The following is a 15,572-nucleotide window of genomic DNA, read 5'->3' on the forward strand; positions in this document are numbered from 1 at the left end:
AAACGATGTGCCTGGACCGAACCAACGTGCCGAACCGAATAGTGTGCTTCTCGCGTGCTTAGAACGGAGCGGCGGGGCCTTCGTCGGACTCGCCGACGTCGTCGTCGACAGTTTCGCCGGGGAACGACGGCGTCGCGCCGCCCATTTCGTCGCCGCCAGCGCCGGTGTGGGCGTTGACCTTCTCGATTTCGGGGATCTCTTTGACCATTCGGCTCTTGATCGCCTGAATCGTCATCGGGGAGATGCCACAGCCGCTGCAGGCACCGCCGAGTGCGATGGTGACTTCGCCGGTTTCGCGGTCGATATCTCTGATTGCCGCGTTACCGCCGTGCATCTGAATCTGCGGGAAGTTCCGGCGCAGGAAGTTCGTCACGCTGTCTTCGAGGTCGTCTCCGTCGTTCTGGGTTTCCGTGCTCATGTATTACGTGTTGGGAGCGAACGTCCTTAGACCTTCCGCAGTTTCAATCCTTTTTCGGTCCAGACTGCCAGGTTCCGCCGATGTGGCCGGTCGGAACGGCGGTTAGACGCCGAAGATCCGCTCGAGCTGGGATTCGATTTCGGCGACGTGCTCCTCGAGTACCCGCTCGAAGCGCTCCCGTTCGACGACGACGCCCGCCAGCCGGTCGTAGGGATCGTCCGGCAGTTCTACGCGAAACTCTCCGTCGCCCGTGTAGAACGGCTCGCTCTCGTTTAACACCTGCTGGTCGATGGCGTGAACGAGTTCGGAATCGTACTGGTCGTTCATCCGGTTGAACGCGTTCTTGTACGCCTGCTGGAGTTCGGGAAAGTAGTTCGCGTACTTGTCCTCGAACTTCTCGGGATCGAAATCAGCCATATCGGTGAGAAGGCACAGCGTGACCAAAAGTGGGGCGATCGGTCGGCTCGGAGACCGCCCGCCCGGGGTTGCAGGTGCCGGCTGTTTTTCCCAAGGCCTGAAGAAACCGTCTCGTTCACTGATAGGGTATCGGGTGCCTACATAGGTGGGATGAACTCGCAGGCCGAACGCGCACCCCGCGCAATCACATTCGATGTGCTATGTCACTCATGCAGCGGTCCCTTCCACGGGAGGAACTTCCGCCCAACTGGGGGCCACTCGAGCACAGCGACGATCGGATCGCGTATCGGCACAGCAGCCCCCCGCTGACGCTGATTGCGGTGTGTGTCTCTGCCGATCGATCCCACCCGTCGCTCGGCTTGAGCCGCTATTGGGAGATTCGATACCGGTACTCGATCGGCGAGTGCACGACGACGGAGGTGCTCGGTCGGGTCACGACCTATGACGCCGCGCTCGAGGGACTTCTCGAGTGCATGATTCGCGTTCACGACACGGTCGAATCGCCCGATAGCCCGCTCGATCTCTGCACCGTACTGGGATCCGTGTCGCTGCCAGCGTCGGTTCCTGATGAACCTTCGACGGTTTCGTAGTCCGGATCCGTTCCAGAATTTTATATATCGTAGTGTGATTTATCTTGGCCTTCCGTTCGTCCGATCGAGCACTCCCCCTTTCTCCTTCTAAAAGCGCTTCTCGGGCTCGAACGGCCTGTTATGAGCAATATCAGTAGTCGAGTGGGTTACGATCTCCCTAATCGTGGACGAGCACGTCCAGTACGTCGGGTCCGTCGCGCTCTATAGCCCGCTCTATGGCCGGTTCGATCTCGTCGGGCGTCTCTACGAGTTGTCCACGTGCGCCGTGGCTCGCTGCGTTTCCGACGAGGTCGACAGCAGGTTCGAAGTCCATGCCGACGTACTCGAAGTCCTCGTCAGTGCCGCCGTAGAGTTTCTGCATGTTGTCCTTGAGAATTCGGTAGTTGCGGTTGTCAGCGACGACGACGGTTAGATCGAGGTCGTATCGGGACGCCGTGTAGATGCTGTTCGGGTAGTACAGGTACGAGCCGTCCCCGATGTACCCGATTACGTCTCGCGGTTCCTCGCGCATCGACTCGGCCAAGGCCGCGCCGACGGACGCGGGGAGTCCGTAGCCCAGTCCGCCACCCTTGTTCGAAATTAGCTGCTGCGGAGAGAGCGAGAATCGGGTCAAAAGCGGGTACTTCGACGTGATTCCTTCGTCGACGATGAACGCGTCCGGCGCGACCGCCTCGAGCGCGTCGACGAGTTCGTGTTTTCCCGCCCTGGTTTCGCCGTCAGGCTTCTCGTCGACACCCATCGCTTGAATGAGTCCGTCCATCGATTCGCGTACCGCGCGGACGTGCTCGAGGCGCGTTTCGCGTTCGTCATCGGAAAGCCGATCGGCAACGCGCTCCGCCAGTTCGGCCATGACGGCCCCGGGATCGCCGAGTATGGCCGCGTCGGCGCGCTGGTTCTTCCCGACTTCCCAAGGGGCGTCGCTCAGGTGGATACAGGTCGTGTCGGCGTCGATCAGCGGTTCGTCGTGAGCCAGCAGCGTCGTGTTCGTCGATACCCCGGCGAGGACGATCGTATCCGTCTCCAGTAGCATCGACGCGGCCCCTTCGTCGGGCGGAACGAACGAGATCCACTGGTCGTGATCGGTCGGGAAGTTGACCTCGCTGGCCTGGATCTCGCCGTGGACTCGCGCGCCCGCCGCCTCCGCGAGGTCGACGGCCGCCTCGACGGCGTGCTCGCCCGCTCGAGCGACGTGGTCGCCGACGATCAACACGGGGTCGTCCGCATCCGCGAACAGAGCCGCTGCGTGCTCGATCTGGTCGGGATCGCCGCCGCCTGCGGTCGGTATCGGCCCGAGTGGTTCGATCGCCTCCGGGCTGGTTTCTGCATGCATGACGTCCAGTGGAAGCCCGAGAAAGACGGGACCGGTCGGGGGCGTCAGCGCGACGCGAAACGCCCGGCGAATCATGGTCGGGAGCGCGTTTACGTCGAGAACTTCCTCGGACCACTTGCAGAACTGCTGGGTCAACTCGAGTAGGTCTCCAGAGAGGATCGGCTCCTCGTGGCGAAAATCCCGTTCGTGGTTTCCCGCCGTGACCACGAGCGGCGTTCCCGCCATCTTCGCGGCGTAGAGGTTCCCCAGTCCGTGTGCGAGTCCGGGGGCGATGTGGAGGTTTACGACGCCCGCGGGGTTGATCGACGGATCGCCGTCTGCGTGGTAGCGTCGCGTGCTCGCGTAGCCTGAAGCCATCCCCACTGCGATGTCTTCGTGGAGACCGAGTACGTACTCGAGATCGCTTTCGGCGAGTGCGTTCAACACCGGCAGTTCGGTCGTTCCGGGGTTCCCGAAGACGTGCGAGACGCCGTAGGACTCGAGGGCGTCGGCGAACAGATCTGCGCCCGTGTATTCTTCTGTCATGGCTCGTGTGTGACTCGTGGCGGACGGACAAAAATCGAACCCCGTTCTCGATCCAGTCCGAAAACCGCCTCTCACCACTACAGTAAATTGTATAGCGCTATATCGAATTCGTTCAGCGGTTCCGTTCTGCCGATCGACCACACGAACACGCAGACTGTCTCCAAGTGGGGTGTCAACGGCGGCCTTGCGTGTCGCATCGTGTAATGGTCGCGACACGAGAATCCGTGTAGACGGAGCGCTTATGGGTCTGACAGTCTTATCGCATATAGCGACAGTCGGCCCTATGAACTCATACCTCCCATTTGCGGTTGATTTCCACGTCCACTCCGACGATTCCTACGACGGACACGAGCCGGTCGAACTCATCTTAGAACACGCCGCGGACATCGGCCTCGACGGCGTCGTGATCACGGACCACGACGAAATCGAGGAATCGCTGCGTGCAGCCTCTCTCGCTCCGGAGTACGGATTGATCGGGATCCCAGGCGTGGAAGTGTCGACCTGCCACGGTCATCTGCTGGCGATTGGCGTCCACGAACGCCCGGACCCCGGCTTACCGTTTATGGAAACCGTTCGGCGCGTTCGTGAGCTCGGTGGCATTGCGATCGTTCCCCACCCGTTCCAGCGCTCGCGCCACGGCGTCCGCAAACGCTATCTCAGGGACGCCGACGCGATCGAGGTGTACAACTCGATGGTCTTCACCGGGTACCGAAACCGGCGTGCGCGCACGTTTGCGACGCGGCGGGAGTACCCCCTGATCGGGGCGAGCGACGCACACTACCTCCCGAACGTCGGGAAAGCGTACACCGAAATCCTCGTCGAACCGGAGGCCGCTGCGGAGACGAAAGCCGATATCGACGGCGACGAACTCGTCGACGCGATCCTCGCAGGCCACACGCAGATCCGGGGAAAACGAACGCCGATCCGAAAGAGTTCGGTTCAGTACGCGAAAGGCGCCGTACGGAAGTCGACGTACATGCTCACCAAGCGAGCGCCGCTAATTCCGACTTTTCCGGCGTCGATGGACCGAACGTAAGTCTCACTCGAGTTGCTCGCCCACGATCTCGTCGGCGCGCTCGATGAACGTCGACGGTTTTCCGGCGGGAACCGTCGCCCCCGCGGCGACATCGTGACCTCCGCCGTCGCCGCCCACGGCTCCTGCCGCTTCGCTCATCACGACCGAGAGGTCGAGTCCCCTTCTGACGAGGCTGTGGGTCCCTCGAGCGGAAACCTTGATTTCGCCGTCGTCGCCTTCGCTCCCCGTTTTTTCGGCGAACGCGAAGATCGGCTTGTCGGTGGCGATGCCGTCGTTGCCCATCGCCATTCCCGCGACGATGCCCACGATGGTTTCTCGAATCCGGTCGCCCGCGTCGAACCATTGGATGTGTTCTTCAGTCGTCACGCCCTCCTGTGTGACCAAGTCGATCCCCTTCGAGAGGTTTTTCCGGTGATTTCTCAGTAGCGTCCGGGCGCGCTCGAGCGCTCCCTCGCGGTTTCCGAGACAGACCCCCAGGCCGACGTCGGCTCTTTCGTATCGCGCTGTAGCGTTTAAGAGCGTGGAGAACTCGCTGGCATCTCGCAGTTCCGTCCCGACCGGTTCGCCGCTCAGCACGTAGGAAGTGCCCACGAGCCCGTCGATTTTCGACGCCGGAACGCCCCTCGAGACAGCCCGCTGGACGAGCGCGCTCGCGACCGTCTGTTTTTCCTCGCCGGTCAGACCCGACCACCGCCGCCACTCGCCGTCGCGTTTCAACTCGAGGTCGAGACCGTCGAGAAATCGCAGCGCGCCGTTCGAATCGTTCGAAATACCGGGAATGTAGACGTCGGTAGCGTACTCGAGTAACTTCGGCAGCGGCCGGGTCTGCTTGCCGTAGATCGCGAGATCGGTCGCGGTCTCGAGGACGCCGGCGTCGACGCCCTCTTCGACTATCCCCTCGTTCGCGCCGTGGAGTTCGCCGCCAGACGCTTGCATGTCGCCGACGGCCCCGACGACGGCGAGCGCGGCGAGGTCGCGGTTGTCCGACCTGAACGTCGTCCCGCCGGCCGGCGGCCCGTTCGCCGCGGTGTGGCCGCTTTCGGTGGCCCCGCTGGATTCGGCCTCGGCTCCGCCGTCGGTCGCCACCGCTCCGTCCGACGATCCGCTGTGCTCGGCCGTTTCCGCGAGCGCCCGCGCGAGAACGTAACTCGCTCCCGCACCCGAGAGCTCCGACGCGCCGTTGATCCCGAACAGGAGCGGGTTGAGGTGGTACTCGGTCTCTCTGTCTGCGGGCTGGTGGTGGTCGGCGATGACGGGCGTGAACGCGCCCGCGTCCTCGTGCTCGCCGATCACGTCGAGTTGACCGCTTCCGAAGTCCGTGAACAGGACCGTCTCGTACTCCCTCGCGGCAATGGCGGCGATCGCTCGCTCGTCGAGTTGTTTCTCGAATACCGTCTCGAAGGGAACGTTCGCGCGCTCGAGCGCGCTCGCGGCTATCGCCGCGCTGGTGAGGCCGTCGGCGTCGATGTGGGACGCCAGCAGCACTTCGTCGGCCTCGCACAGACGGCTAGCACACTCGCGGGCACGGTCTTCGAGTTCGGGAACGGGGCCTGACATTCGTCTCGGTCGGTTGTGGGTCGGCTTCCGGGATAAAGCTGCGGTCCGGCGAGCGCGTCGTTTGCCGCGTCGCGGCTCTTCGACGCCGCGTTCTCGGAGCTGCAAAACGATCGTCGGTTACTCGAGTTCGGCGACGGTTTCTCTCGCTAACGTCTCGAAGGTCGCTTCGCTCGAGACGACATCGACGTCGACGCCGAGGTCGGCTGCAGTTTCTGCGGTCGGCTCGCCGATGACGCCGACGACGGCCCCGTTTAAGCCCTCGAGCGCCGCGGTACCGTCTCCTCGCGCCCGCGCGGCCTCGAGGAAGTGTTCGACGGTCAGCGACGAGGTGAAACAGGCCGCGTCGAGGTCGCCTTCGGCTGCCAGATCGGCGGTGGTACCGCCCCCGTCGGGGCGAACGAGCCGGTAGAGGATCGTTTCGTGGCAGTACGCGCCGGCTGCCTCGAGACCAGAGAGCAACACGTCGCTTCCGTGGTCGCTGCGGGCGACTTCGACGCGCGCGCCGTCGACCTCGTCTGCGAGCCGCGAGACGAGCCCGCTCGAGGTGTACTCGTCGGGAACGATATCCACATCGTACCCGACGTTTCGGAGCGCGTCGGCGGTTGCCGGACCGATCGCACAGACGCTCGCGTCGCCCGGTTTCCAGCCGGCCTCGGCGACGAGTTCAGCGCCGGTCTTGCTCGTCAACACGACGTACTCGGCGTCGGTCCGCGGAACGGCGGCGGTCGGCTCGACGGCGAGCATCGGATCCGGCGCGGGGTCGACGCCGAGTTCCTCGAGCAACGAAACGGCGGCGTCGATCCGGTCGTCGTCGGGGCGGAAGACGGCCACCGTCGGATTCTCTGTCGACATGGATCACTCCTCCGTGGCGTTCTCGGCCGGCGTCTCGTAGTCGTTTTGGACGAACTCGACGACGGCCTCGCGCGTCGAGGCCACGTCGCCGATCACCGTTACCGCGGGTGGGGAGATCCCTTCCCCGTCGCGAGTGTCGACGATGGTCTCGAGGGTTCCGGTCGCGACCTGCTGGCCCGGCCAGGTGCCGCGCTCGATCAGCGCGACGGGCGTCTCGGGAGCCATGCCTGCCTCGAGCAGCGCCGTCGTGTAGTCCGGGAGTCGACCGACGCCCATCAGGACGACGATGGTACCGCCCGTCGCGGCCAGCGCGGCCCAGTCGACCGCCGAATCGTCTTTCGTGGGGTCTTCGTGACCCGTCACGAAGCTCACGGAGGAGGCGTGATCGCGGTGGGTGACGGGGACCCCCGCCACAGCAGGCGCGGCGATCGCCGAGGTGACGCCGGGGACGACCTCGAACGGAACCTCGTGGGCGGCGAGGTACTCGGCTTCTTCGCCGCCACGGCCGAACACGAACGAGTCGCCGCCCTTGAGTCGAACCACGTCCTTTCCCTCGCGGGCGAGTTCGACGAGCCGTTCGTTGATCTCCGACTGTGGCGTTCGCTCGCCGCCCGCGCGCTTGCCGACGTCCTCGCGACGATCCTCGGGAAGCGTCTCGATAATCTTCGGTCCCGGAAGCTTGTCGTGGAGGACGATGTCGGCGTCCTCGAGGAGCCGTTTGGCTTTGACCGTCAGCAGTTCGGGATCGCCGGGGCCGCTGCCGACCAGCGAGACGGTTCCGGTGGCCGTTCCTTCCGAACTCGGTGCGTCGTCCAAGTCCGGTTCTCCGTCCGGCGCGTTCGCGTTGGACGTCACCTCACTTCCCCTCCGGTTGGTCCTCTCGATCCGGACGGATATCGTCGACTTTGGCGTCGCTCTCGTCCGCATCGGCATCGTCGTCTTCCGCCTCCGCGATCAATCTCGCCGCGCCGCGGTCTTCGAGGTCCCGTGCGAACTCGGCGGCGGCAGTAGCGTGTGTCTCGACGGGAAGATCTCGGTTCGCGAGCACGGATTCCTCGCCGTCGCGGTCGAAGACGGAGACTCTGGCCTGTACGTACTCGCCCTGTACAACCGCGTACACGCCGATCGGCGCGATACAGCCGCCACCCAGTTCTGCGAGGAGCGTCCGTTCGACGGTCGTCTCGACGCGACTCCGCGGGTGATCGATCGCCGTCTGGATCTTCCTGGCCGTCTCGCCGTCGGTCGCAGTTACCGCGAGCGCACCCTGTCCTGGCGCGGGGACGAACGTCTTCCTCGAGAGTCGTTCGTACTCGACGTGATGGGCCAGCCCGCTGCGCTCGAGGCCGGCTTCCGCGAGTACGATGGCGTCGTACTCGGTCTCAATTTCTCGGCCGAGCGCCTGCTTTTCGATCTCCGAGAGGTCGTCGAACCACTCGTCGACGGTTCGGCCATCGGCTGCGTCGTCGTCTTCGTCGGTATCCTTCTCCTCGTAATCCGGCTTGTAGCCGCCGGTGTCGCCCTTCCGCTCCTTGTCGGCCTCGCTCCGCTCTGCGTGTTCTTCCTGTAGCGCGGGCGCGAGGAGTTTCTCGAGTCGGGTGTCGACGTTTCCGCGAAGCGGCTCGATTTCGAGATCCGGTCGTTCCGAGAGGAGTTGCGCGCGCCGGCGGAGACTCGAGGTGCCGACGGTGGCCCCGTCGGGAAGCCCCTCGAGCGACGTTCCGTCCGGCGTCACGAGGGCATCACCCGGCGCTCCTCGCTCCGGAATCGCTGCCGTAACCAGTTCCGAGGGTTGCTCGGTGGGCATGTCTTTCATCGAGTGGATCGCGCCGTCGAGGTCGCCCTCGAGCACTCGCTCGTCGAGTTCGCGGACGAACGCCCCGGTCTTTCCCAACCGATGGATCAACTCGTCTCGAATCTGATCGCCCGTCGTCTCGACGGTGACGAGCTCGACCTCGTAGCCGCGGTCCTCGAGTTGCTCCGCGACGAGGGCCGCCTGCCGCCGAGCGAGCGCGGACCCCCGTGTCGCCAGCCGTAATCTCCCGCGTGTTCTCATAGCCATTGATCCGGGCCTCGAGTATGAAAAGCGCACGCTCTGTCCCCGCTCGTTCTCGAGAATGTTGCCAGTCGTTCACACGACGAAGATGTTCGACAGGACGTTTTTGTCCACGGAACTGAAACGATGAGCCGATGCCCGAACGAACCCTCTACGAACGACTCGGTGGCGAAGACGCGATTACGGCCGTCGTTGACGAGTTCTACGACCGCGTCATGGAAGACGAACTGGTTGCGGGCTACTTCGACGGCGTCGACATGCAGAAACAGCGCGCACACCAGGCTCAGTTTATCAGTTCGGTCACCGGCGGCCCGGTCGACTATTCCGGCGGTGAGATGGCGGCGGTCCACGCGGACATGGGAATCTCCCCCTCGGAGTTTCAGGCGATTGCGACCCATCTCGACGATGCGCTTCGGACGTTCGATGTCGACGAGGACGAACGCGAGGCGGTCCTCGAGGAAATCGCGAGCTATCAGGGTGCGATCGTCACGGCCGCGGACTGAGTCGATAGCTCCGCTCTCGCTTCGCAGCACCATGTGACCCGTTTCCCATCGGTTTCTTGGGTGCACAACGCAGTCCGGTTTTTGACATCCTCCTCGTCAATTACGGCGTTCCGACCGCTCGCCGTCGGCGGTGCTCGGTGATAGGCACTACTGATATTCCGTCCGTGACAAAACCGGCGTGCGCTAACCGACGCTCGAGGTGGTAGTCGTCTTGTACCGCAAAAAAACGCCGGATTCCCTGTATTCCTTCGGGGGAGCTCCCCTTCCACTCTTTCGTGTGGGAGCCGACGACTTGTAGATATGGGTTCGCTGCAGGTTCTGAGAAAGTCAACTAATCTCGAGTCGACTTTTCGAGATTGCGCCTAGAGCGCTTGTTTGTACGCCTCGAGCGTTTCCTCGACGTCTGCGTCGGTGTGGCCGTAACTGACGAACTGGCATTCGAACTGGTTCTGGCTGAGGAAGACGCCCTGTTCTTTCATTTGTCCCCAGAAGATCCGCCGCCAGCGGTCGGTTTCGGCGTTTTTCACGTCCGCGGCGTTTTTCGGTGAGTAGTCATACCGCGGACAGGTCGGGTCCTGCCGACAGCCGGCGGGACACTGCTCCTCGAGCGAACTCGGGGCCGGCCCGTCCCGCGTGAAGATCACCTTGAACATGCTGTCGGTGCCGGTGACGGTGTAATTCGGTGCCTGGTCGGCGACGATGTCGGTCAGCCCTCTCCGGAGTCGGTCTCCGAGGTCGTTGACGTGGTCGTAGACGTCGTTTTCCGCGGCGAACTTCAGGGTCTCGAGGCCGGCGGCCATCGTCACCGGATGCCCAGAGAAGGTACCGGCCTGGAAGACGTCGCCGGCGGGCGTAAACCCTTCCATGATCTCCGCTTTGCCGCCGATCGCGCCGACCGGGAAGCCGCCGCCGATGATCTTCCCGAACGTCGTCAGGTCGGGCGTAATGTCGAACTCGCTCTGGGCACAGCCCAGCCCGCCGACGCGGAAGCCGGTGATCACTTCGTCGAAGATCAAAAGCGAACCGTGCTCGTCGGTGATCTCTCGCAGGAACTCGTGATACCCCTCCTCGGGGTAGACGATGCCGTAGTTACAGAGGATCGGTTCGGTGAGGACGGCCGCGATGTCGTCGCCGTGTTTCGCGAACGCCTCGCGCATGGCGTCCTCGTCGTTGAACGGCACCGGGATCGTGTGTTCGGAAAACGACTGTGGAATCCCGGCGGAACTCGGCCGTGGATTATCCGCGTCGCCTTCGACCAGCGTCGTCTCCTGGGCCCCGTGATAGCCGCCCTGCATGACGACGATCTTGTTTCGGCCGGTGTGCCCTCGAGCCAGTCGAACCGCCGAGGTCGTCGCCTCCGTGCCGGAGTTGACGAACCTGATCTTCTCGACGCTGGGGACGTGTCGGACGACGAACTCGGCGTGGTCGACCTCGATTTCGGTCGGCGCGCCGTACATCGGGCCCTCGCTCGCGGTCCGCTGGACTTCGGCGCGGACCTGTTCGGGGAGGTCGTGGCCGAGCAGGAGCGGGCCGAGTCCCAGCACCCAGTCGACGTAGCGGTTGCCGTCCGCGTCGATGACGTGACCGCCGTCGCCTTTCTGGACGAAGAACGGATACGGTTCGATCGCCGCACGAACTGTCGAATTCACGCCGCCGGGCATCACCGACAGCGCTCTGTCGTAGAGCGCACGCGAGTGCTCGTCGTTCATGTACGGCCGTTACGTGTCGGTCGTCAAAGTAGTACCGAGGTCGATCGACGACGGCCGGCTGGGAGTGAAAAAAGCACCACAGAAGTGACCGGTGTCGCTTGACCACAGCACCCCCTGAAACGGAGGATGCACAGCGGAGAACTCGAGATCGGCGCGATGAACCAGTACGCCGAACTCGAGGTCGATTTCAGCGCGTCGCAATCAGACCGCGTCCGTTCCGGTCTCGCCGGTCCGGACCTGCGTCGCGCTTTCGACGGGGAGAACGAAGATCTTGCCGTCGCCGGGTTCGCCGGTGTTGGCCCCCTCGCGAATCGCGTCGACGACGTCTTCTGCGGGGACGTCTGCGACGACGCACTCGATTTTGACCTTCTGGTGGAGGTCGACCGTGTACTCCTCGCCGCGCCACTGTCCCTTCTTGGCGGGCTGGGAGCCGCGTCCGGAGACGTTCGTGACGGTGAGAGAGGGGGCGCCGGCTTCCGCCAGCGCTTTCTTCACCGCGCCGAGGCGGTCGGGTCGAACGATCGCGGTGACCATCTTGATTTCGCCGTCGTTCGGAGCCCCGCCGTCGGAACGGAGTTCCGACGAGGATCGCGATTCATCGAATCGCTCACCGCCGTCGGTGCGGATCTGGCGGCGTCCGCCGTCGGTCGCGACGTCGACGTCCGGCTTGCCGAACTCGGGGTAGGTGTCGACGCCGTGTTCGGAGACGTCGAGGCCGTCGCGCTCGTGTTCGGGCGTGACGCGTGCCTGACCGACCGCCTTGATCGCCCCCCAGATGATCGCGGTGGTCAGAACCGTCCAGACGGCGATGACGACGACGCCAGCGAGCTGGCCGAAGAACATTTCGACCCGACCGTACTCGAGACCCGCTACGTACTCCGGCGCAGCGACGACCGGAAGCATGAGCGTTCCGAGGACACCCGCCGAGCCGTGGACCGGGAAGACCGCACAGACGTCGTCGATCTTCAGGTAGTTTTCGACGAAACTGAAGACGATAGGGAGCTGGGCGCCGGCGAGGCCACCGACGAGGAACGCGCCCCACCAGGTGGCTGCGTGGGGAATCGCAGTGATACCGACGAGCCCGGCGAGCAGGCCGTTCGCGACGTACAGCGTGTCGACTTTTCCGGTTTTGGCCCAGGCGACGAGCGCAGCGCCGATCGCACCGCTGCCCATCGCGATCGTCGTCGCCATGGCGACGCGACCGACGTAGGCGAAGTCACCGAGCTCGAGGATTCCCTCCTCGTTTACGACGAGCACGTCGGCGGCGGTTCCGACGTTGAAGCCGTACCAGCCGAACGCGAGGACGAGCGTCCCCAGCACCGCGAAGGTCATCGAGTGACCGGGGATGACGTTCGCCGAGCCGTCGTCGTTGAACCGACCGATGCGGGGTCCGAGGATCCACGCCGCGGTCAGTCCGGCGATGCCGCCCATCGCGTGGACGACCGTGCCGCCCGCGAAGTCATCGAAGGGCGCGCCGACGGCCGAACCGACGGCTCCCTCGATGAGCAACCCCCCGTCGAACCAGGAGATGCCCGAAACGACCGGGTAGATGACCGCGGCCAGCAGGAAAGTGTACGCGACGTACGCGCGGAGTTTCGCGCGACCCGCGACGGCTCCCGACACGATGGTCGCGGCAGTCATCGCGAACACGGCACCGAACAGCCAGTCAACCCACGCGTTGGGATCGGCGGTATCGAACGCGAAGGCGAATCCCTCGCCGCCGGCCATCGACTCGACGCCCGCACCGATGAGGAAAAACACCGTCACGCCGACGCTCCAGGTCAGCAGGTTCTTCGTCAGCTGGTTCGCGACGTTCTTCGAGCGTACCTGTCCCGCCTCGAGCATGGCGAAACCGGCGTGCATGAAGAAGATCAGGAAGGTAGCCATCAACACCCACACGAGGTTGATCCCCTCGGCGACGACTTCCGGATCAGCTTGCAGTGGTGCGGCTTCGATCATGCTAGCTCCCCCGTGTTGGTCACTATCTCGCTACTCCCCATACGTTCGTCCACATCGAATCGATTTTCACTCATGATTATCCTCCAAATCACGTTTGAGGTGCAGGCTCCTGTATAATATAAGGGTTAGCGTTTACGAGCGTCCATTAATGAAGTGTAATAGTTCCATCCGTCCGAATCTAGAGGTGATTTAATCTGTATAAGGGTATTGAAGCGGCCAGATTTTTCGGCTAGTGGTTATACAGTGACCATTCGTCAACCGGATTTCGAGCCGGCCGACAGCGATGACGACGCCGATGCGGGCTAGAAACCCGGTTTTGCCGCCCGCGCGCGGCAGGTATTGCCACGACGTGTGCGATCGAATCTATCCGTGACTATCCGTCAAAATTGGTCGGTTCGAAACCGTCGTTCCGACTTCCTCGTGGCTACGTTAGACCCTGAATTCGATTAAACCGACGGAAGAAATTACCGTACGTATTGATATCGGTGGTATTCCCCAAAAGTTGTGATTCCGAATGCAAAACGTCGGTCGCTCGAGAGCGACCGACTTAACCCGTCACCCCTGAAGGCGGGTGGCGACGTCCTCGGCGAAGTAGGTCAGAATCAGATCGGCACCCGCGCGTTTGATCGATAGCAGCGACTCGAGGGCGACTTCCTCGAGGTCCAGCCATCCCTTTTCGGCGGCGGCGTGGAGCATAGCGTACTCGCCCGAGACGTTGTACGCGGCGACGGGGTGATCGAACTCCCGGCGCAGATCGGCGACGATGTCGAGGTACGGGAGCGCTGGTTTGACCATCAGCACGTCCGCGCCCTGCTCGACGTCGAGTTCGACCTCCCGGATCGCCTCGCGCGCGTTCGCGGGATCCATCTGATAGTGACGGCGGTTCCCGAAGGAGGGCGCGCCGTCCGCCGCGTCGCGGAACGGCCCGTAAAAGGCGCTCTCGTACTTCGCGGCGTAGCTCATGATCGGGACGTGGTCGAACCCCGAACTGTCGAGCGCACCGCGGATCGCCCCGACCATACCGTCCATCATCCCGCTCGGCGCGATCATGTCCGCTCCGGCCTCGGCGTGAGAGGTCGCGATATTCTCGAGGCTCTCGAGGGTCGCGTCGTTGTCGACCGTCGTGGTGGCGTCGTGCCCGTGGATCGGTTCGTCTACGCCGCCCTCCTCGTCACGAAGTTCCTCCTCGAGCGGGCCACAGTGGCCGTGGCTGGTGTATTCGCAGAGACAGACGTCGGTGATGACGTACGCGTCGGTCTCGCTCGTAATCCGTCGGGTCGCCTCCTGAACGACGCCGTCCTCGGCCCAGGCGCGGGTTCCGTCGGGGTCTTTCGACCGCGGAATGCCGAACAGCATGACGGCCTCGACGCCGGTCTCGAGGACCTCCTCGACGCGAGCGACCGCCTCGTCGATCGGGACGCGCTCGTGGCCCGGCATCGATTCGATCGGAACGCGCTCCTCGGTCGTCGCATCGACGAAGACGGGGGCGATGAAATCCGACGGCTCGAGACTCGTCTCGCTCACCAGCGGTCGAATTCGATCCTGGCGAAGCCGCCGCGGACGATGAGTAAGCTCCATATCTCACCATTCGTCGGGTCGCGCAAAAGGGATGCGCTCGCCGCAGTCCGGAGGTTCCACACCGCGACTGGAGCCGCTGGTCTCACGCCACACATCGGCCTCACGTGGCGGTTACTCTTCGCGCCCGGGCGGCGTTCGACTCACGATCCGTCCGAACAGATCCCTGTTGTCCGCTACCCGTCGGTAGAGCGGTTCTCGGGCCCTTTCGGTACCGGGAAGCTGTCTGAACGCCATCGCGAGGTGTCGAGAGGAGGTCTCGAGTCGCGTCCCTATCTCCTCGATGGCCTCGCCGCAGGAGTAGACGCCGTTCTGGGTAAGGAGGTGAGCGCAGTCCTCGTAGTCCTCGGGGAGGCGGGCCAGTTGATCGGGCGTAAGATCCTGAAAGCCGACGAGTTCGAACTCGCCGCGTTCGGCGGCGAACTCGGCACACCAGGTACAAAAGCCACAGTCGTCGTCGAAGACCAGCCGCGGCGGGGCCGATTCTGGCGCGGTCATACGGGACATCGGACTCGAATTACCAAAAGCGTTGAGCACCGACGGCCGCTCGAGCGCACTCGTTCGACAGTGTGTTTCTCCCGTCTGGTACCCGTTCCTCGTCGTTTGTCCGGAGGAACCATCGCCGACGCACGCCAGCGAATGCGTTCTCTTCTGACGATTCACGCGCGTGTATAGGAACATACATTTAAGTTCGCGTCTCGCATTTACATTCGTTAGCAATGGCCATTGATCCACAGTTCAACGAGAACCGCGAGAAAGAGGGTGAGGAAAACGGCGTCGCCGTCTGGGGACCGGTCGACGAACCCGAAGAGCTCGGGATTCGGGGTACGCACGTCGCCGTCGATTACGACCTCTGCATCGCCGACGGGGCCTGTCTCGAGGACTGTCCCGTCGACGTCTTCACGTGGACCGACACGCCGGGACACCCCGAGAGCGACAAGAAGGCAGAGCCGACCAAGGAGGCCCAGTGTATCGATTGTATGCTCTGTGTCGACGTCTGTCCGGTCGACGCGATCGACGTCGATGCCGGTCGAACGGCCTGACTCGG

The 15,572-nt window shown here is 63.7% G+C and carries 15 protein-coding genes; 4 read left to right on the forward strand and 11 right to left on the reverse strand.

Annotated features, from left to right (window positions below; translation table 11 throughout):
- Positions 1–58: 58 nt before the first annotated feature.
- Both HALLA_RS00230 and HALLA_RS00235 read right to left on the reverse strand, forming a co-directional pair.
- Positions 59–418, reverse strand: a complete 360-nt coding sequence (locus tag HALLA_RS00230) for an iron-sulfur cluster biogenesis protein NfuA (protein ID WP_049951509.1) — start codon at positions 416–418, stop codon at positions 59–61.
- 102 nt (positions 419–520) lie between these two features.
- Positions 521–835, reverse strand: a complete 315-nt coding sequence (locus HALLA_RS00235; protein WP_049951510.1) for a DUF5783 family protein — start codon at positions 833–835, stop codon at positions 521–523.
- Positions 836–1,035: 200 nt separating this feature from the next.
- On the opposite strand from HALLA_RS00235, the gene HALLA_RS00240 reads away from it, so the two are divergent.
- Positions 1,036–1,425 carry a hypothetical protein gene (locus tag HALLA_RS00240; RefSeq protein WP_049951511.1) on the forward strand — a complete coding sequence of 130 codons (390 nt, stop codon included), beginning with the start codon at positions 1,036–1,038 and terminating at the stop codon, positions 1,423–1,425.
- Between the two features lie 157 nt (positions 1,426–1,582).
- Here HALLA_RS00240 and HALLA_RS00245 read toward each other — a convergent pair whose 3' ends face one another.
- Positions 1,583–3,280, reverse strand: a complete 1,698-nt coding sequence (locus tag HALLA_RS00245; protein WP_049951512.1) for a thiamine pyrophosphate-binding protein — start codon at positions 3,278–3,280, stop codon at positions 1,583–1,585.
- Positions 3,281–3,563: 283 nt separating this feature from the next.
- Between HALLA_RS00245 and HALLA_RS00250 the strand changes: the two genes are divergently transcribed.
- On the forward strand, positions 3,564–4,316 hold the full coding sequence (locus HALLA_RS00250) for a PHP-associated domain-containing protein (protein WP_049951513.1): 753 nt from the start codon (positions 3,564–3,566) through the stop codon (positions 4,314–4,316).
- 3 nt (positions 4,317–4,319) lie between these two features.
- Here HALLA_RS00250 and HALLA_RS00255 read toward each other — a convergent pair whose 3' ends face one another.
- From HALLA_RS00255 to hemC, 4 genes are all read right to left on the reverse strand, one after another.
- On the reverse strand, positions 4,320–5,873 hold the full coding sequence (locus HALLA_RS00255; RefSeq protein WP_049951514.1) for a DHHA1 domain-containing protein: 1,554 nt from the start codon (positions 5,871–5,873) through the stop codon (positions 4,320–4,322).
- A gap of 117 nt (positions 5,874–5,990) precedes the next feature.
- Positions 5,991–6,725 (reverse strand): uroporphyrinogen-III synthase, encoded by a 735-nt coding sequence (locus HALLA_RS00260; RefSeq protein ID WP_049951515.1) that lies wholly within the window; start codon positions 6,723–6,725, stop codon positions 5,991–5,993.
- A 3-nt stretch (positions 6,726–6,728) separates the two neighbouring features.
- The gene (cobA, locus tag HALLA_RS00265) at positions 6,729–7,541 is read right to left on the reverse strand and encodes a uroporphyrinogen-III C-methyltransferase (RefSeq protein ID WP_049953949.1); all 813 of its coding nucleotides are present in this window, start codon (positions 7,539–7,541) and stop codon (positions 6,729–6,731) included.
- 40 nt (positions 7,542–7,581) lie between these two features.
- Positions 7,582–8,778, reverse strand: a complete 1,197-nt coding sequence (gene hemC / locus HALLA_RS00270; protein ID WP_049951516.1) for a hydroxymethylbilane synthase — start codon at positions 8,776–8,778, stop codon at positions 7,582–7,584.
- Positions 8,779–8,912: 134 nt separating this feature from the next.
- Here hemC and HALLA_RS00275 point away from each other — a divergent pair, with 134 nt between their 5' ends.
- The gene (locus tag HALLA_RS00275; RefSeq protein WP_049951517.1) at positions 8,913–9,281 is read left to right on the forward strand and encodes a group I truncated hemoglobin; all 369 of its coding nucleotides are present in this window, start codon (positions 8,913–8,915) and stop codon (positions 9,279–9,281) included.
- Between the two features lie 362 nt (positions 9,282–9,643).
- Here HALLA_RS00275 and hemL read toward each other — a convergent pair whose 3' ends face one another.
- From hemL to HALLA_RS00295, 4 genes are all read right to left on the reverse strand, one after another.
- Positions 9,644–10,990 (reverse strand): glutamate-1-semialdehyde 2,1-aminomutase, encoded by a 1,347-nt coding sequence (gene hemL / locus HALLA_RS00280; protein WP_049951518.1) that lies wholly within the window; start codon positions 10,988–10,990, stop codon positions 9,644–9,646.
- Positions 10,991–11,191: 201 nt separating this feature from the next.
- Positions 11,192–12,946, reverse strand: a complete 1,755-nt coding sequence (locus HALLA_RS00285) for an ammonium transporter (protein WP_049953950.1) — start codon at positions 12,944–12,946, stop codon at positions 11,192–11,194.
- Positions 12,947–13,504: 558 nt separating this feature from the next.
- The gene (gene hemB / locus HALLA_RS00290) at positions 13,505–14,527 is read right to left on the reverse strand and encodes a porphobilinogen synthase (RefSeq protein ID WP_049951519.1); all 1,023 of its coding nucleotides are present in this window, start codon (positions 14,525–14,527) and stop codon (positions 13,505–13,507) included.
- Positions 14,528–14,638: 111 nt separating this feature from the next.
- Positions 14,639–15,022, reverse strand: a complete 384-nt coding sequence (locus HALLA_RS00295; RefSeq protein WP_049951520.1) for a thiol-disulfide oxidoreductase DCC family protein — start codon at positions 15,020–15,022, stop codon at positions 14,639–14,641.
- A gap of 221 nt (positions 15,023–15,243) precedes the next feature.
- Between HALLA_RS00295 and HALLA_RS00300 the strand changes: the two genes are divergently transcribed.
- Positions 15,244–15,567, forward strand: coding sequence for a 4Fe-4S dicluster domain-containing protein (locus tag HALLA_RS00300; RefSeq protein ID WP_049951521.1), 324 nt, complete (start codon positions 15,244–15,246; stop codon positions 15,565–15,567).
- Positions 15,568–15,572 lie beyond the last annotated feature (5 nt).

The organism is Halostagnicola larsenii XH-48, assembly GCF_000517625.1.
GTDB classification, from domain to species: Archaea; Halobacteriota; Halobacteria; order Halobacteriales; family Natrialbaceae; genus Halostagnicola; species Halostagnicola larsenii.